Raw genomic sequence first — 16503 nt, 5'->3', positions numbered from 1 at the left:
CCCGATGGCAGTGCTTCAGTCGGCATCTACATCGACTGACACTCTGCTATCGGGCCAAGCAAGCCCCCCCCCACATTTTTTGTGTCGGCTACTACTGACGCTGTAACAACCCTGGTAATTGCGCCACCAGCTTCTGGTTGTTCAACGGCGCGCGGATAAAACCACGTTGCGTTCCGTCCGGGCCGATCAGCGCGAGGTTACCGCTGTGATCGACGGTGTAGTTCGGCTTGCTGGTATCGGCCGGGATGAACGGGATACTCACGGCGTTCGAGACCTTTTGCACCTCAGCCACATTTGCGCCGGTCAGACCCTGGAATTGCGGATCGAAATAGCCCAGGTACTGCTTGAGCTGGGTCGGAGTGTCGCGGTTGGGGTCGACACTCACCAGAATCACCTGAAGCTTATCCACAACGTCCTTGGGCAGTTCGCTCTTGATCTGGCGCAGTTGAGCAAGGGTGGTAGGGCAAATGTCCGGGCAGAAGGTGTAGCCGAAGAACAGCAGGCTCCACTTACCCTTCAATTCATTGATCACCACCGGCTGGCCGTCCTGATTGGTCATGGTCACCGGCGGCAGCGCGCGGCTTTGCGGCAGCAGGATGATGCCGGCGTCGATCAGCGCGGTGGGGTCGCCCTGGCCTTTGCCGTTGAGCACTTTGTTGACGGTCAGGCCCATGATCAACGCGACGATGGCCACCAGGATAAAGACGGTTTTTTGAGTTCGAGTCATAGGTTCAACAGTAAGTAGTGGTCTACGAGCAGCGCGATAAACAGTAGGAACAGGTACCAGATAGAGTACTTGAAGGTGTTGATCGCCGCGTGCGGCCGACCGCCACGGTACAACACCCAGGCCCATTGCAGAAAGCGCGCACCCAAGACCAGCGCGCAACCCAGGTAGAGCGGGCCGCTCATGTGGATCACGTAGGGCATCAGGCTCACTGCCAGTAGGGCGAAGGTGTAGAGCAGGATATGCACCTTGGTGTAATGCTCGCCGTGGGTTACCGGCAGCATCGGAATATCGGCCTTGGCGTACTCCTCTTTGCGGTGAATGGCCAAAGCCCAGAAGTGTGGCGGAGTCCAGGCGAAGATAATCAGCACCAGCAGCAGCGGTTCGGCACTGACATGCCCGGTGACGGCAACCCAGCCCAGTAACGGTGGCGCCGCTCCGGCCAAACCGCCGATAACGATATTCTGCGGCGTAGCGCGCTTGAGAAACCCGGTATAGATCACCGCATACCCCAACAACGATGCCAAGGTCAGCCATGCCGCGAGCGGATTGGTGAACGCCAGCAGCAGCGTCAGCCCAGCCACTGACAACACCAACGCAAAGGCCAGCGCGCCCACAGGCTGCACGCGCCCCTGGGCCAACGGGCGCTTATGGGTGCGGGCCATCACGGCGTCGATCCGCCGGTCCACCACGTGGTTGATCGCCGCCGCGCCGCCTGCACACAGAGCGATCCCCAGATTGCCGAAAATCAGCACCGTCCACGGCACGCCAGCGCGGGTCGCGAGAAACATACCGACCAGGGAGGTGATCAACATCAGCACCACCACTTTCGGCTTGGTCAGCTCCAGATAGTCGCGCCAGAGCGCCTGGTCGTGCCGCGCGCCGGTCAAGGTCGCCATGGCATTTCTCCTTTAAGGGTGGTCAGGCCCGATATCTGTTTGCGCGGGATAAAGCGCCAGCCGAACGGCCGCTGACTGCGCACCCGTACCAGGCTGGTGCGCGCGTGGTAATTGACCAGCACCAGCGTCAGCAACAACCCGGCGCCACCGGCGTTATGGGCCACGGCCACCGGCAGCGGCAGATGGAAATACACATTGCTCAAGCCCAGGCCGATTTGCGCGGCCAAGGCAATCAGCAACAGGCCCGCCAGTCGCGTCATGCCCACCGCACGCAGTTGCCAGGCCAAACCGAGCAGGGCCAAGGTGACGATGACCGCGCCCAAGCGGTGTGTCAGGTGAATCGCCGTACGCGCCTCGCTGTCGAGCTGCCCGCCCAGGTAGTTCGGGCCGATGTGTTGGGTCAGGTGAAAACCGTTGGCAAAGTCCGCCGCCGGCCACCATTGACCGTGGCAGGTGGGCAGGTCGATACAGGCCACGGCCGCATAGTTGGAACTTACCCAGCCGCCCAGCGCGATCTGGCCGATCACCAGCACCAGCCCGGCCGTGGCCCAATATTGCAGGCGCTTCGGCACGATCAACGCCGGTAACACTCCAGACAAACGCAGGGTCAGCAAAAACAGCAGGCTCAGGGTGGCAAAGCCTCCCAGCAAGTGCCCTGTGACCACTTGCGGCCACAGCTTCAATGTCACCGTCCACATACCAAACGCCGCCTGGGCGAATACCACAGCGAGCAGAAACAGCGGCAACTTCACCGGCTGACCGGGATCGCGCCGATGGCTCCAGCACCGCGCCGCCAACACGCCGATCAGCAGCCCCAAGGTGCCGGCGAAGTAGCGATGGATCATCTCGCTCCAGCCTTTGTCGGCCTCCACCGGTGTGTCAGGAAAATGCAATTCGGCATGGGCCAGTTGGGCTTCACTGTTGGGCACGCCGATAAAACCGTAGCAACCGGGCCAATCCGGGCAGCCGAGACCGGCGTGGGTCAGGCGGGTATAGGCACCCAGCAGCACGACGATCAGCGCCAGTAGGGTGGCAAACAACGCGAGGCGAAATCCAGGTTTGGCCATGACGATGCCCTTATCCGATGTTGGACAGTTTCAACAGATGACGCAGATCGTTGAGCAAATCCTTGCCCTTGACCGTGGCGTCATAGCGCAGCACCAGGTTGCCGTGGGGATCGACGATCCAAAGCTGCGCGTCACCCGGCGCGGCGGCGTTTTTGCCGAAGGTCGACAGGTCCAGCGCGTAGCGTTGCAACTGGGGGTATTCGGCCTTGAGCTTGGCGTCATAGTCAGTGCTCAAAGGTTGCGCGCTGGCCAGGGCATGACTGGCGCGCGAAGCATCGCGGCCCAGGCCAATCTGCAGTTGCCGCGCCAGGTACACCAGTTGCTGGCAGTCGGCGGCGCAGGCCGTGGGTGCCGTAACCAGCAGTTGCCAGCGCTGCTCGTCGGCCTGCACGCCGATGTCGGCGCGGGTCTGGCCATCGCCAATCAGCTCGCCGTGATAGCTGCGACTGTCGGGCACCCAGAACTGCAGCTTATACATGAGTGTGGCCAACACCATCGGGCCGATGACCATCAGCAGAATCAGGATCAACTGCCAGCGGCCTTTGCGACGGTCGGGCAGCTCAGACATGTTGGGTGGATTCATGGCCGCTCTCATGGGGCTTCTCCTTTTTTGTGTGGTGCCATCCGAGATAGAGATAAAGCGCCAGCAACGCCAGGACCATGGCGAACCACTGCACGGCATACGCCAGGTGTTTTTCCGGGCCCATGGCCACGACCGGCCAGCGGGTTTCGTAGGTGCCTGGGCCGGGTTCGGCGCGCAACTCGTAGGCATACCCGCTGCGACCCAGCTCGGCCCACAACGCGGAGGGGTGCAGCGCGGTGAGCAAGCGCGGCCAGTTGGACGCCACCGGGTCGGCCTGCAACTGGAAGGTTTCGCCCGGCGCCACGTACACCCAGGCGTCGAGATTCACCGGTTGTTCAGGGGTGGTGAAGGCCGGCGGCGTGCGCCGGTCCGGCCAGGGCAGCCAGCCGCGATTGAGCAACAGCCACAGACCGCTGGCCTGGTCATGGAAGGGTTGCAGCAGCTCGACACCGGCCTTACCATCGCGCATGCGGTTGTCGAGCAGTACGCTGTGTTCGGCATCGAACTGCCCACTCAGGTGAACCCGACGAAACGCAGGGTCTGCGAGCGCCGCGAGCTGGTCACCATGGATCGGTTCGGCCGCACGGCGCTCGGCATAGCTGTCCACCAGCGCCTGCTTTTCCTGGCCGCGAGACAACTGCCAGCATCCCAGCCCCACCATCAGCGGCAGCAGCACAAGCACTACCACCGTCGGCGCAATACCGGGACGAAAGCGCTGCCAGGCACTGGCTATACTGGATTTCATCGCCCCTCCCCTCGAAAGCCCAGGAGCCGCACCATGCTCAAAGCAGCCATTGCCCTGATGCTGATCGCGACCATCGTGAGCCTGTTCAGTGGCTTGTTCTTTCTGGTCAAGGACGAGGGCCACTCCAACCGCCTCGTCACTGCCCTGACCGTGCGCGTGGTCCTGGCCGTGATCACCCTCGGCTTGATTACCTGGGGCTTTTTCAGCGGCCAGCTGGTCTCGCACGCGCCGTGGTGAAACGCCCTACAGCACGTAAACGAAGAAAAACAGGCCGATCCACACCACATCCACAAAGTGCCAATACCAACTGGCCGCTTCGAAGCCGAACTGGTGCTCAGCATTGAAATGCCCGCGCAGGATGCGCATCAGCATCACAAACAGAATGATCGTGCCGATGGTCACGTGGGCGCCGTGAAAACCGGTGAGCATAAAGAAGGTCGCGCCATACACGCCCGAGCCCAAGGTCAGACCCAGCTCTTTATAGGCGTGGATATATTCCTCGGCCTGGAACCCAAGGAACGCCAAGCCCAGCAGCACGGTGATCGCCAGCCAGAGTTTCAGAGCACCGCGATGGCCTTTACGCAGGGCATGGTGGGCAATGGTGATGGTCACGCTGGAACTGACCAGCAAAATCGTATTGACCAACGGTAAGCCCCACGGGCTGATGGTGCCCTCCGGCGCTGGATAGAGTTTCGGGTCCGGGTTGTTGAGCAACGGCCAGGCAAACTCGAAGTTCGGCCACAGCATATGCGCGATGCCCTTAGGACCTTCGCCCGCCAACGCCGGACCGGACACATGCCGCACATAGAACAGCGCACCGAAGAACGCGATAAAGAACATCACTTCGGAAAAGATGAACCAACTCATGCCCCAGCGGAACGAGCGGTCCATCTGCGAACTGTACAAACCGGCGCGACTTTCCTTGATCACCGCGCCGAACCAGCCGAACAGCATGTAGGCCAACAGCAGGCCACCGACGAAAAAAATCCACGGCCCGTGGGATTCCGGGCGCGCGGCCTTGAGGTCGTTGAACCACAGGCCCAGGCCGTACACGGTGATCAACAGACCGAACGTGGCAATTATTGGCCATTTGCTTTGCGCTGGTACGTAGTACGTATCATGAGTCGACATGTATTCGCTCTCCTGATTGAGCGGGCAAACAGTAGCTAGCCGCCGCTATGGGCAGCCACGGGCGGTTGGCGCGCAGTGATATCGAACAGCGTGTACGCCAGGGTCAAATGCTTCACATCCTTGGGCATGTCGCGATCGACAATGAAACGCACGGGCATCTCGATGCGCTCGCCAGGCTGTAGCACTTGCTGGGTGAAGCAAAAACACTCGGTTTTGTGGAAATACACCGCCGCTTCGGCCGGGGAAATGCTCGGAATCGCCTGGGCGGTCATTGGCTTATTGCTGGGGTTGTAGGCCACGAACAGCATCTCGTTGACCGCCCCAGGGTTGACCACCAGTTCATCGGCCTTGGAGCGAAATTCCCAGACCATGTCGATGGCATTGGTGGCCAGAAACTGCACGCGCACCTGGCGCGACGGGTCAACTACCTGCGAGCCCTCGTACTGCCCAGCGGTCTTGCCGTTGATGCCAAATGCCTTGCACATCACGTCGTAGATGGGCACCAGGGCGAACCCGAAGGCGAACATCGCCACCACCAGGATCAACAGCCGCGTGACCAGGTGCCTGACGGGCACGGAGTCAGCCATGACGCCCACCTGCTGCGTCGCAAACCAGGGTGATGTCGGCTGACATACCGTCATCGGGAGCAAGCCCCCTCCCACAGGGGATCGGCGTATTCATTTGACCTCCGGCGGCGTGGTGAAGGTGTGGTACGGCGCCGGCGATGGAATGCTCCATTCCAGGCCTTCGGCGCCATCCCACGGCTTGGCCGGCGCGGGCGGGCCGCCACGGATGCACTTGATCACGATAAACAGGAAGAAGATCTGCGTAGCGCCGAACATAAAGGCGCCAATCGAAGACACCATGTTGAAGTCAGCGAACTGCAGGTTGTAGTCCGGCACCCGCCGCGGCATGCCCGCCAGGCCCACGAAGTGCATCGGGAAGAACGCCATGTTCATGCCCACGAAAGACAGCCAGAAGTGCAGCTTGCCCAGAGTTTCGTCGTACATATGGCCGGTCCATTTCGGCAGCCAGTAGTACGCCGAGGCGAAGATGCCGAAGATCGCGCCGGGCACCAGTACGTAATGGAAGTGGGCCACCACGAAGTAGGTGTCGTGATACTGGAAGTCCGCCGGCGCAATCGCCAGCATCAGGCCGGAGAAGCCGCCGATGGTGAACAGAATCACGAAGGCCACGGCAAACAGCATCGGCGTCTCGAAGGTCAGCGAGCCTTGCCACATGGTGCTGACCCAGTTGAACACCTTCACCCCCGTGGGCACGGCGATCAGCAACGTGGCGTACATAAAGAACAACTCGCCCACCAGCGGAATGCCCACCACGAACATGTGGTGCGCCCACACGATAAACGACAGAAACGCGATGCTCGCCGTGGCGTAGACCATCGAGGTGTAACCGAACAATGGCTTGCGCGAGAAGGTCGGGATGATCGAGCTGACGGCGCCGAAGGCCGGCAGGATCATGATGTACACCTCAGGGTGGCCGAAGAACCAGAACACATGCTGGAACAGCACCGGATCACCGCCACCGGCGGCACTGAAGAAGCTGGTACCGAAGTGGATATCCATCAGCATCATGGTCACGCAGCCCGCCAGCACCGGCATCACCGCAATCAGCAGGAACGCGGTGATCAACCAGGTCCACACGAACAGCGGCATCTTCATCAATGTCATGCCGGGCGCACGCAGGTTGAGGATGGTGGCGACCACGTTGATCGCACCCATGATCGAACTGATGCCCATCAGGTGAATGGCGAAGATGAAGAACGTCACGCTTTCCGGCGCATAGGTCGTGGAGAGCGGCGCGTAGAAGGTCCAGCCGAAATTCGGCCCACCGCCTGGCGTGAACAAGGTCGACACCAACAACAGGAACGCCGCCGGCAACAGCCAGAAACTGAAGTTATTCATGCGCGGCAGGGCCATGTCGGGGGCGCCGATCATTAGCGGGATCATCCAGTTGGCCAGGCCGACAAATGCCGGCATCACCGCGCCGAACACCATGATCAGGCCGTGCATGGTGGTCATCTGGTTGAAGAACGCGGGTTCCACAATTTGCAAACCCGGTTGGAACAACTCGGCGCGAATCACCATGGCGAAGGAGCCGCCCAACAAGAACATGGTGAAGGCAAACCACAGGTACATCGTGCCGATGTCTTTATGGTTGGTGGTCAGCAGCCAGCGCATCAAACCTTTGGCGGGGCCGTGGGCATGGTCACTGGCGTGGCCATGGTCATCGATCACAGCGCTCATGGCCGTTCTCCTGCAAACGAAGGGGCGGGGCGGTTCAGGGCATTTGCAATGAAAGGAGTCATTTGCTTTCCGCCTGCTTGATGGCCAACACATCTTTAGGCGTGACCATGTCGCCTTTGTTGTTGCCCCAGGCGTTGCGCTCGTAAGTCACTACGGCGGCGATATCCACTTCCGAGAGCTGCTTTCCGAACGCGGCCATCGCGGTTCCCGGCTTACCGTGATACACGATGCTCAGGTGATCGGCCGCGGGCCCCGTGGCGATCTTCGAGCCCTTGAGCGCCGGGAACATCGGCGGCAGGCCCTGGCCCTCGGCCTGGTGACAGGCCACACAGGTGGTGTGATAGACCTTGTCGCCACGGGCAACCAGCTCGTCGAGCGTCCACTCTTTGGATGTCAGCTCCTTAAGCTTGGCGGCTTCGGCCTTGCGCTCGCCCAGCCAGGTGTCGTAGTCGGCCTTGGACTTGACCTCCACCACGATGGGCATGAAGCCGTGGTCCTTGCCGCACAGCTCGGCGCATTGGCCACGGTAGAGGCCGGGTTTCTCGACGCGGGTCCAGGCTTCGTTGACGAACCCCGGAATGGCATCGCGCTTGACCGCGAAGGCCGGCACCCACCAGGAATGGATCACGTCGGCGGCCGTCACCAGAAAGCGCACCTTGGCGCCCACCGGCAGCACCAGCGGCTGGTCGACTTCCAGCAGATAATGCTCGCCCTTGGTCGCCTGGTTACGGATCTGTTCGGCGGGTGTGGCCAGGTTGCTGAAGAACTCCACATCCTGGCCCAGGTATTTGTAGTGCCATTTCCACTGGTAGCCGGTGACCTGGATATCGATATCCGATTCACTGCTGTCGTAGATATTGATCAGGGTCTTGGTGGCCGGAATGGCCATCGCGATCAGGATCAGCAGAGGGACCACGGTCCAGAGGATTTCCACGGTGGTGCTCTCGTGGAACTTGGCGGCGACCTGCCCGGTGGAGCGGCGGTGGACCATCATCGACCAGAACATGGCGCCGAACACGACGATGCCGATCACCACACAGATCCAGAAAATGGTCATATGCAGGTCGAACACAGCGTGACTGACTTCTGTCGCCCCTGGCGCCATATTCGTGGTCCAAGCGGCGTGCGCCTGGCCGAATACCGACCACAACAGGAGGCCCATCCAAACGTGTGGATGTCGCATCATTGCGGGTTCCCCTTATCGTTCTTGTTATCCCGCCGGTTTGCACCTGCGTCGAAGGGAGCGGCTTCCATACTGCTTACAACCGCTTAGCCTTGCCTGCTTATGCAGTCTGGCGTCATCAGCTAATCGCGTACAAATCCGAGTATAGACAGGGTCTGCAACCCCGCAATGTGTAGGGGCAAATGAGCCGCAAAGGCTGGGTGGAAACCCAATGGAAGCGGGGGGCAGAATCGATTTTCCGACGAACGATGGCTATCCGATATAACGCCTGCGTATAACCGTGAAATAATTATGACAAATGCATCTGAGGCTCTCGTCTAAACGAGCTACCTTATGCTCTTTCTTCTTATGCCTGCACTACTGGAGCGTTCATGAACACCGCCGCATTGCGCGAGCAGATTTCCCGTGCCCATCAACACGAGACCGAAACGGGCCAGCTGGGTTGCCAGTTGGAAAAACAATTGCCGCACCTGCATTCGGCCATTTCCCTGGCTGACGGTGATCACGTCGTCATCATGACCCGCTTTGTCACTGCCTACATCGACCTCGTGCCGGACCTGCTGGATGCGGCCAACGAAGTGGCCCGCGAGGCCGGTATCGAAAGTCAGATCAAACCCGTCTTGAAGATCGCCGAGCATTTTTTCCTGCAACCGCCCGCTTTGCTGCAAGGCCACGAAGGGCTCGACGGCCTGCTGGATGAAGCGTACCTGGCCCATCGTCTGGTGGAAGAGGTCAACGACTTGTATATCAAGCACTTTGGCCAGCCATTGATTCCGGTGGATATCACCGTCGCCAACGTGATTGCCCATCAGTTGATCGGCGAGGCATTCGCCAACCAGCTGGATGAGGCCGTACACCACGCCGTGGATGAAATGCTCAACGAGGACAGCTTTGCGCTGGAGTCTGTGGAGACCTATCGCGAGCAGCTCAAAAGCCCGGAAACGGAAGCAGCGTGGAAGCGCTGGCCGTGCCTGTCGCGCCAGCTGGGTGTTGAGCTGGAGCTGGATAAGCCGGGTTGAACTTTCAATCAAATGCGGGAAGGTGGTAGCCCTCTCCCGCATTTGATCCGGCTCCGTCAGCCGATAGAGGGTGCCGAGCCGATCCCCGTCGTCGTCCTGATTCGGCCCTCGAGCCTGCGCTTCAACCCCCGCGCCTCAATCACCAACTTCGACCCTTTGGCCGCATTTGCCCGGCCCCATTCTTCCAGCAACTCCAGGCAGGAATGGTCGATGTAGCTCAGGTTGTTAAGCGGCACATGCACCGTGGTGCCGGTAGGCACGGTCGAGAGCACCTGAGTCAGCGCCGGGACTTTGAGAAACGTCGCCGCGCCAATCAACCGCAGTTCCATCTCGCCGTCCTGAGGCAGATCGATCAGGCTGACTTTCAAGCGCGACGCTTTGAACGCCAGCTTGACCAGGGTCAGCCCGAAGCCCACCAGCACACCCGTCAGCAAGTCGGTGAAGATGATTGCCAGCGCAGTGGCGGCATAGGTGAACATCGGCATCCGTCCGTAGCGTCCCAGCGCCTTGAACGCCTTGACGTCCACCAGCTTGATCCCGGTGTACACCAGCACACCTGCCAGGCTTGCGACCGGAATGCTTTGAAGCACACTCGACAACAGCAGCACAAAACCCAGCAGCCACACGCCGTGGAACATCGCCGACAGCCGCGTGGTAGCACCTGCTTGGACGTTAGCCGAACTGCGCACAATCACACCGGTCATCGGCAGCGCGCCCACCAGACCACACAGCATGTTGCCTACACCTTGGGCAGATAATTCCTTATCAAAATCGGAACGTTGACCACTGTGCATGCGATCCACAGCCGCCGCGGAGAGCAGGGTTTCGGCGCTGGCAATGAAAGCAACGGCGAACGCGGCGATCAGCAGCTGGGGGTCAGCCAGGTTGAGCAGGTCGCTGGGGCGCAGCCAGTCGATGGCATCGGCGAGGTTCTCCGGCACCTCCACCCGCTTGACCTGCAGCGCCAGCACCAGGCTGGTGACCGTCGCCAGGCCAACACCGAGCAAGGCTCCCGGCACGAATCGTAGTGACTGCGGGCGCAGTTTGTCCCACAGGTACATCACCAGCATGGTGGACAAACCAAGCAGTCCCGCTTGCCAGCCGAGGCCACCGCCAAGAGTGGGGATCGCCTCGGCCAGTGCAGCCGGGAAGCCCGCCAGGTTATCCAGCCCTGAAGGCTTGGGCGTGGCGTCGAGCATCACATGGACCTGCGACAGCACAATCAGCACGCCAATCCCCGCCAGCATGCCGTAGACCACAGCTGGTGCGGTCACACGAAACCAGCAGCCCAGGCGCAAACGCCCGGCCACCAGTTGCAGGAAACCCGCCAGCAGCAGGATAGGCCCGAGCATCAGCATGCCGTGCTGGCGCACCAGCTCGAACACCAGCACCGCCAAACCCGCCGCCGGACCGCTGACTTGCAACGGCGACCCCGCCAGCCAGCCCACCACTAGGCCACCGATGATGCCGGTGATCAGGCCCTTGGCCGGCGGCATGCCGGACGCAATGGCGATGCCCATGCACAGTGGCAGGGCGACCAGAAACACAACCACCGAAGCGAGCAGCTCCCGTGGCAATACAGCTTTCAATTGAGCAGCACGCATGATGGCTCTCCCGAGGCATTCGCCGGGCGCGGTAAAGCCTGGCTGCGTCCATGGCAGCCACCGCTTTACCCGGCAGGGAAGTGTTTTAGAAGCGCGCTTTAGGCGTCGCGCAAGGGATAGGTCCGGAACCGCTCAACGGTCGGAACGCTGATTGCTCCGCGTCGTATGCGCGAATTTCACTGGTCTCGATGTTGTAAATCCAGCCGTGGATAAACAATTGACCGTTGGCCATGCGCGAGGCCACTGAAGGGTGGGTGCGCAAATGCTGCAACTGGGCGATGACGTTTTCTTCGGTCAGCACCTTCATGCTCTCGCCTTCATTAGCGCAGTCGCAGTTGTCATGAACCATGGCCTTGGCGACCTCGGCGTGCCGCAGCCAAGCCCTGACCGTGGGCATTTTCTCCAAGCTGTCGGGGTTGAGTACCGCGCGCATGGCGCCGCAATCGGAATGCCCACAGACGATGATGTGCTGTACACCCAGGGCAAGCACCGCGTACTCGATCGCCGTGGAAACACCGCCGTTCATCTGCCCGTAAGGGGGCACCACATTACCGACGTTACGGGTAACGAACAGGTCGCCGGGCGAGCTTTGGGTGATCAATTCAGGGACGATGCGCGAGTCCGCGCAGGTGATGAACATCGCTCTTGGGCTCTGGGCCGTGGCGAGTTTCTTGAAGAGTTCTTCCTGCTGAGGGAAGACGTCGTGATGGAAATGCAAAAAACCGTCAACGATATGTTGCAACGCTGCATCGGCGGATTCTGCCACCTGAGGGGCTGATGCCGACGCAGCCAACGGCTGTTTATCCTTGTCACTCATGATTCATCCTCTTAATTAATGCAGGGGAGTTTTCAGGTCAGTTCGACGCCTGGCTAGTGGAATAGTTGTAAACCGCCACGGACTCCAGGGCCGACTCATCAGTCACTCGCTGAACAAGGTAACCATCGAAACTTAACTCAAACTGAATGAACCGCTCTAGATCGCGGGTTTCAGTGATGTCAAAACGCGACTATTCCTACAGGAATGGTGCATTCTTCCCAGTCAGTCTACAACAATGCCATCTGTCGGCCAGGTGGACAGAACGCCTCGCAATCCAGATTGAAGCCTTCCCGACGATCCAGCCCCAAACGCTTGATAGCTTTGCTGAAGCGCTGGGCCAGTAGATCGGCAAACGGCCCTTCACCGCGCATGCGCACGCCGAAACGGCTGTCATACACCTCTCCGCCGCGCACCTGGCGCACCAGGCTCATCACATGGGCCGCGCGCTGCGGATAATGCGCCGCCAGCCATTCTTCGAACAGCGGCGCCACCTCCAACGGCAAGCGCAGCATCATGTAGGCCGCGCTCTGGGCCCCGGCGGCATGGGCTTCGCTCAGCAGGCTTTCCAGCTCGCTGTCGTTGATCATCGGGATCATCGGCGAACACAGCACGCCCACCGGGATCCCCGCCTCACGCATCACCCGAATCCCTCGCAGACGCGCCTTGGGCGCCGCCGTGCGAGGCTCCAGGATGCGCTTGAGCTCGTCGTCCAGGCTGGTGAGGCTGATCATCACCGCCACCAGACGCTGGCGCGCCAACTCGGTGAGCAAGTCCAGATCGCGCAGGATCAGCGAGCCCTTGGTGATGATGGTCACCGGGTGCCGGTATCGCAGCAGCACTTCCAGGATCTGTCGGGTGATGCGGTGCTCGCGCTCGATGGGTTGGTAGGGATCGGTGTTGGACCCCAGGTTGATCGGCGCACACACATAGCCCGGTTTCGACAGCTGCTGCTCCAGCACCTGGGCGGCATTGTGCTTGGCGATCAGGCGGGTTTCGAAATCCAGCCCCGGGGACATGTCCCAATAGGCATGGCTGGGCCGCGCGTAGCAGTAAATACAGCCGTGCTCGCAGCCACGATAAGGGTTGATCGAGCGGTCGAACGGCAGGTCTGGTGAGTTGTTGCGGGTGATGATGGTCTTGGCCGTCTCGATACGCACTTCGGTGCCCTGGGTCGGCGGTACTTCCTGGTGCCACCCGTCGTCCTCGACCACGCTGACCGTGGGCGCAAAGCGGTTGTGCAGGTTGGTGGCCGTGCCCCGGCCCCGGGGTGGCAGCGCAGTCGACATAAGAACGCCTCGATACTGTTTTTATATACAGTATCGAGGCGCAGGGTGTCTGACCAGTGCCGTTTGGCGGTCAATGCAAGATCAGTGCTTTTTCGTCACCTGCCCCAGGTCATCGCCGGAGGTGGTGCGCATGTCGTCTTTGCGCAGGTCCGCTACGTCGCTGGCTTTGACTGGCCCCCCTTGGTTGCCCCAACTGCCGCGGATAAAGCTCACCACATCCGCCACTTCCTGGTCCGACAGACGCCAGGCGAACGCCGGCATGGTGAAGGTGGACGGTGCCGAGTGGGTGGCCGGTAATGTGCCGCCGTTCAACACGATGTTGATCAGCGACGTCGCATCCGCCGTCTGCAACACCGGGTTGCCCGCCAGCGCCGGGAACACCCGCGTATAACCATGCCCGTCGGTACGGTGGCAGGCCGCGCAGTTGTCGATATACACCGACGCACCCCGCTGGCTGTCGTCGCCTTTCCACAGGGCTTGCGCCACCTGCTTGTCGTACTGGTGCGGCTGATCCTTGGGATCCACCGCCGGTAGACTCTTGAGGTACCGGGCGATAGCGGTCAGGTCGTCTTGCGACAGGTATTGCATGCTATGCACGACCACATCGCTCATGCCGCCAAACACCGCGCTGCGGTCACTGCGACCGGTCTTGAGGAATTGCACCAGTTGCTCTTCGCTCCAGCTGCCGAGCCCGTCCTTGTGGTCGCCGCGCAGGCTTTTGGCGATCCAACCTTCCAACGGCGCACTGCCGGACAGAAACGCGCTGCCGTCCTGAGCACTCAGGGCTTTTTCCTGCATGGTCAGGGCGCGCGGCGTATGGCATGCGCCACAGTGGCCAAGGCCCTCCACCAGATAGGCGCCGCGACTGATCACCGGGTCGGCCCCCGCTGCAGCCTGATAATCCTCAACGGCCGGCGCAAACACCCAGCGCCACGCCGTCAACGGCCAGCGCATGCTCAAGGGCCAGGGAATATCGCTGTCCTTGTTCGCTTGGGCGACCGGTTCGACGCCTTTCATGAAATATGCGTACAACGCCTGCATATCGCTTTCGCTGACACGAGCGTAAGACGGGTAGGGCATGGCTGGGTAAAGCGTACTACCGCTTTTGGCGACGCCATGGCGTACGGCCTTGTCGAAGTCCTCAAAGCTGTAATCACCCAGGCCGGTCTTGTCCGGGGTGATGTTGGTGGAATAGATCACACCGATGGGGGTTTCCATCGGCAGGCCACCGGCAAAGGGTTTGCCGCCCTTGGCGGTGTGGCAGGCCACGCAGTCACCGGCGCGGGCCAGGTACTCGCCTTGCTTGATCAGGTCGGTTTCAGCGGCGCTGATCGAGCAACTGCTGAGCAGCGCCAAGGTCGCGATAACAAATACTTTCATGGTCATCGCTCCTTATGCCTGAACCAGGGGGCCGGGGTTTTTCAGGTACTGTTCGCGGATCGCTCGGGCCGACCAGTAGGTCAGCGCCGCCACCAGGCCGGTAGGGTTGTAACCCAAGCCTTGTGGGAAAGCGGATGCGCCCGGGACAAACACGTTGTGCACATCCCAGGACTGCAGGTAGCGGTTGACCGCGCTGGTTTTCGGGTCGGTGCCCATGATCGCGCCACCGTTGAGGTGGGTGGTCTGGTAGGACGCGGTATTCAAGTGCTCACCGACCTTCTTGCCCAGCAGAGCGATCGCCTTGGGGTTCATGGCCTGCGCCACCTTGCCCATTTTCTCGACCATGAAGCGGTTCATTTTGATGTCGTTTTCCTGCCAGTCGAATGTCATCCGCAGCAGTGGCAGGCCGTAGGCATCGCGGTATACCGGGTCCAGATCCAGGTAGTTGCCCCGGTAGGATTGATGAGCGCCGTGGGCATCCATTGACACCTGATGGGTGTAGTAATCGGCGGTGGCGCGCTTCCACGCACTGCCCCAGGCTGGGGTGCCCGGCGGGTTGGACGTACCTGCAATTGGTCGGCTGCCGGCCTGGTTGACCCACATTGGCGAACCGCCCACAAAGCCGTGGGGGCCGTGGTCGAAGTTGTCGGCGTTGAAGTCATCGATGGCCACGCCGTTGCCGCCGGCACCGATGAAATTGTTGGTGTGGGTGTCCTTGTCAAAGAACGCTTTGATGGTGGCCATGTTCTGGTAAGCGAAGTTCTTGCCCACCACGCCTTCGCCGCTGATCGGGTCGTAAGGCTTGCCGATACCCGACAACAGCATCAAACGCACGTTGTGGAACTGGAACGCACCGAGGATCACCAGGTCCGCCGGCTGCTCGCACTCGCGGCCCTGGCCGTCGATGTAGGTCACGCCGGTGGCCTTGCTCTTGGTACTGTCGAGATTGACCTTGAGTACGTGGGAATTGGGCCTCAGTTCGAAATTCGGCACCTGCCGCAGCGCCGGCAGGATGTTCACGTTCGGCGACGCCTTGGAGTACATGTAGCACACGTAGCCACTGCAGAAACCGCAGAAGTTGCACGGCCCCATTTGCGCACCGTAGGGGTTGGTATAAGGCCCCGAAGTGTTGGCCGACGGCAGGTTGTAGGGCTTGTAACCTACCTCTGTGGCGGCTTTCTGAAACAGCTGTGCAGAGACGGTATTTTTCTGCGCTTGCAGGGGGAACGGGTTTGAGCGGTCCGGCGCATAAGGGTTGCCGCCGCGCCCTTCGCCCACCAATTGACCTTTGACGGTCCAGGCCTGGCCGGAGGTGCCGAAGACTTTTTCCGCATAGTCGAAGAACGGCTCAAGCTCTTCATAGCTGACGCCGAAGTCCTGGATGGTCATGTCCTTGGGTATGAAGTGCTTGCCGTAGCGCTCTTCGTAGTGGCTGCGCATGCGCAGCTCAATAGGGTCGACGCGAAAATGCACGCCCGACCAGTGCAAGCCCGCACCGCCCACGCCATTACCGGGCAAGAATGCACCGAGCTGCCGATTGGGCAAGGCCACGTCATTCACACTATGGCGAATGGTTACGGTCTCTTTGGAAATGTCCTGGAAGAGTTTTTTACGCACGCTGTAGGTCAGTTCGTCAATGACCTGGGGATAGTTGCCGTCGGGGTATGTGTCCTGCATTGGGCCGCGCTCCAGCGCAACCACGTTCAGGCCCGCTTCCGTCAGCTCCTTGGCCATGATCGCACCGGTCCAGCCAAAACCTACGATCACTGCATCGACTTTCTTCATGATGGTCGCCACG

16 protein-coding genes are annotated in these 16503 nt (G+C 60.8%); 2 read left to right on the top strand and 14 right to left on the bottom strand.

The genetic code is table 11. From position 1 onward, the window contains the following. Positions 1 to 91 precede the first annotated feature (91 nt). The 5 genes from QRN41_RS21685 to QRN41_RS21665 are packed head-to-tail and all read right to left on the bottom strand — an operon-like array spanning position 92 to position 4018. Positions 92 to 727 (bottom strand): SCO family protein, encoded by a 636-nt coding sequence (locus QRN41_RS21685; protein ID WP_034101699.1) that lies wholly within the window; start codon positions 725 to 727, stop codon positions 92 to 94. Continuing rightward, a complete protein-coding gene (cyoE, locus tag QRN41_RS21680) occupies positions 724 to 1623 on the bottom strand; it encodes a heme o synthase (protein ID WP_034101698.1) in 900 nt (299 codons plus the stop codon). The genes QRN41_RS21685 and cyoE overlap by 4 nt, the downstream gene beginning before the upstream one ends. Then, complete coding sequence (locus QRN41_RS21675) at positions 1611 to 2690, bottom strand: COX15/CtaA family protein (RefSeq protein ID WP_034101696.1); 1080 nt, start codon at positions 2688 to 2690, stop codon at positions 1611 to 1613. Before QRN41_RS21675 ends, cyoE begins: the two co-directional genes overlap by 13 nt. A 10-nt stretch (positions 2691 to 2700) precedes the next feature. Next, positions 2701 to 3285, bottom strand: coding sequence for a PA_0111/PP_0108 family redox-active disulfide protein (locus QRN41_RS21670; RefSeq protein ID WP_034101695.1), 585 nt, complete (start codon positions 3283 to 3285; stop codon positions 2701 to 2703). Continuing rightward, complete coding sequence (locus QRN41_RS21665; RefSeq protein ID WP_285422125.1) at positions 3251 to 4018, bottom strand: SURF1 family protein; 768 nt, start codon at positions 4016 to 4018, stop codon at positions 3251 to 3253. Before QRN41_RS21665 ends, QRN41_RS21670 begins: the two co-directional genes overlap by 35 nt. A 33-nt stretch (positions 4019 to 4051) precedes the next feature. Between QRN41_RS21665 and QRN41_RS21660 the strand changes: the two genes are divergently transcribed. Beyond that, positions 4052 to 4255 (top strand): twin transmembrane helix small protein, encoded by a 204-nt coding sequence (locus QRN41_RS21660; RefSeq protein ID WP_047882315.1) that lies wholly within the window; start codon positions 4052 to 4054, stop codon positions 4253 to 4255. A gap of 6 nt (positions 4256 to 4261) precedes the next feature. Here QRN41_RS21660 and QRN41_RS21655 read toward each other — a convergent pair whose 3' ends face one another. From QRN41_RS21655 to coxB, 4 genes are all read right to left on the bottom strand, one after another. Continuing rightward, the gene (locus tag QRN41_RS21655; protein ID WP_034101692.1) at positions 4262 to 5149 is read right to left on the bottom strand and encodes a cytochrome c oxidase subunit 3; all 888 of its coding nucleotides are present in this window, start codon (positions 5147 to 5149) and stop codon (positions 4262 to 4264) included. A 35-nt stretch (positions 5150 to 5184) separates the two neighbouring features. Continuing rightward, positions 5185 to 5736, bottom strand: coding sequence for a cytochrome c oxidase assembly protein (locus tag QRN41_RS21650; protein ID WP_285422124.1), 552 nt, complete (start codon positions 5734 to 5736; stop codon positions 5185 to 5187). Between the two features lie 90 nt (positions 5737 to 5826). Next, positions 5827 to 7416, bottom strand: coding sequence for a cytochrome c oxidase subunit I (gene ctaD / locus QRN41_RS21645; protein WP_167417381.1), 1590 nt, complete (start codon positions 7414 to 7416; stop codon positions 5827 to 5829). Positions 7417 to 7474: 58 nt separating this feature from the next. Further along, positions 7475 to 8602, bottom strand: a complete 1128-nt coding sequence (coxB, locus tag QRN41_RS21640) for a cytochrome c oxidase subunit II (RefSeq protein WP_034101688.1) — start codon at positions 8600 to 8602, stop codon at positions 7475 to 7477. Positions 8603 to 8970: 368 nt separating this feature from the next. Between coxB and QRN41_RS21635 the strand changes: the two genes are divergently transcribed. Further along, on the top strand, positions 8971 to 9618 hold the full coding sequence (locus tag QRN41_RS21635; protein WP_285422123.1) for a hypothetical protein: 648 nt from the start codon (positions 8971 to 8973) through the stop codon (positions 9616 to 9618). 56 nt (positions 9619 to 9674) lie between these two features. Here the strand turns inward: QRN41_RS21635 and QRN41_RS21630 are convergent, their stop codons facing one another. The 5 genes from QRN41_RS21630 to QRN41_RS21610 form a co-directional block, all read right to left on the bottom strand. Continuing rightward, entirely contained in the window at positions 9675 to 11222 is a 1548-nt protein-coding gene (locus QRN41_RS21630) for a SulP family inorganic anion transporter (RefSeq protein ID WP_034136343.1), read from the bottom strand. A gap of 85 nt (positions 11223 to 11307) precedes the next feature. Next, positions 11308 to 12039, bottom strand: coding sequence for a carbonic anhydrase (locus tag QRN41_RS21625; protein WP_034101684.1), 732 nt, complete (start codon positions 12037 to 12039; stop codon positions 11308 to 11310). 227 nt (positions 12040 to 12266) lie between these two features. Beyond that, a complete protein-coding gene (locus QRN41_RS21620; protein WP_167417380.1) occupies positions 12267 to 13325 on the bottom strand; it encodes a PA0069 family radical SAM protein in 1059 nt (352 codons plus the stop codon). 81 nt (positions 13326 to 13406) lie between these two features. Continuing rightward, the gene (locus QRN41_RS21615; protein WP_167417379.1) at positions 13407 to 14705 is read right to left on the bottom strand and encodes a cytochrome c; all 1299 of its coding nucleotides are present in this window, start codon (positions 14703 to 14705) and stop codon (positions 13407 to 13409) included. A gap of 12 nt (positions 14706 to 14717) precedes the next feature. Then, positions 14718 to 16502: a GMC family oxidoreductase gene (locus QRN41_RS21610; RefSeq protein ID WP_285422122.1), complete on the bottom strand. Its 1785-nt coding sequence runs from the start codon at positions 16500 to 16502 to the stop codon at positions 14718 to 14720. Position 16503 lies beyond the last annotated feature (1 nt).

Origin of the sequence: Pseudomonas sp. efr-133-TYG-23, from assembly GCF_030209215.1 — a bacterium.
Taxonomy (GTDB): domain Bacteria; phylum Pseudomonadota; class Gammaproteobacteria; order Pseudomonadales; family Pseudomonadaceae; genus Aquipseudomonas; species Aquipseudomonas rhodesiae.
This window is presented reverse-complemented; position numbering and strand designations above follow the sequence as displayed.

Excerpts from the sequence above, each read along its gene's own strand:
- QRN41_RS21685 (WP_034101699.1), bottom strand. The coding sequence starts at position 727 with ATGACTCGAACTCAAAAAACCGTCTTTATCCTGGTGGCCATCGTCGCG.
- cyoE (WP_034101698.1), bottom strand. The coding sequence starts at position 1,623 with ATGGCGACCTTGACCGGCGCGCGGCACGACCAGGCGCTCTGGCGCGAC.
- QRN41_RS21675 (WP_034101696.1), bottom strand. The coding sequence starts at position 2,690 with ATGGCCAAACCTGGATTTCGCCTCGCGTTGTTTGCCACCCTACTGGCG.
- QRN41_RS21670 (WP_034101695.1), bottom strand. The coding sequence starts at position 3,285 with ATGAGAGCGGCCATGAATCCACCCAACATGTCTGAGCTGCCCGACCGT.
- QRN41_RS21665 (WP_285422125.1), bottom strand. The coding sequence starts at position 4,018 with ATGAAATCCAGTATAGCCAGTGCCTGGCAGCGCTTTCGTCCCGGTATT.
- QRN41_RS21660 (WP_047882315.1), top strand. The coding sequence starts at position 4,052 with ATGCTCAAAGCAGCCATTGCCCTGATGCTGATCGCGACCATCGTGAGC.
- QRN41_RS21655 (WP_034101692.1), bottom strand. The coding sequence starts at position 5,149 with ATGTCGACTCATGATACGTACTACGTACCAGCGCAAAGCAAATGGCCA.
- QRN41_RS21650 (WP_285422124.1), bottom strand. The coding sequence starts at position 5,736 with ATGGCTGACTCCGTGCCCGTCAGGCACCTGGTCACGCGGCTGTTGATC.
- ctaD (WP_167417381.1), bottom strand. The coding sequence starts at position 7,416 with ATGAGCGCTGTGATCGATGACCATGGCCACGCCAGTGACCATGCCCAC.
- coxB (WP_034101688.1), bottom strand. The coding sequence starts at position 8,602 with ATGATGCGACATCCACACGTTTGGATGGGCCTCCTGTTGTGGTCGGTA.
- QRN41_RS21635 (WP_285422123.1), top strand. The coding sequence starts at position 8,971 with ATGAACACCGCCGCATTGCGCGAGCAGATTTCCCGTGCCCATCAACAC.
- QRN41_RS21630 (WP_034136343.1), bottom strand. The coding sequence starts at position 11,222 with ATGCGTGCTGCTCAATTGAAAGCTGTATTGCCACGGGAGCTGCTCGCT.
- QRN41_RS21625 (WP_034101684.1), bottom strand. The coding sequence starts at position 12,039 with ATGAGTGACAAGGATAAACAGCCGTTGGCTGCGTCGGCATCAGCCCCT.
- QRN41_RS21620 (WP_167417380.1), bottom strand. The coding sequence starts at position 13,325 with ATGTCGACTGCGCTGCCACCCCGGGGCCGGGGCACGGCCACCAACCTG.
- QRN41_RS21615 (WP_167417379.1), bottom strand. The coding sequence starts at position 14,705 with ATGAAAGTATTTGTTATCGCGACCTTGGCGCTGCTCAGCAGTTGCTCG.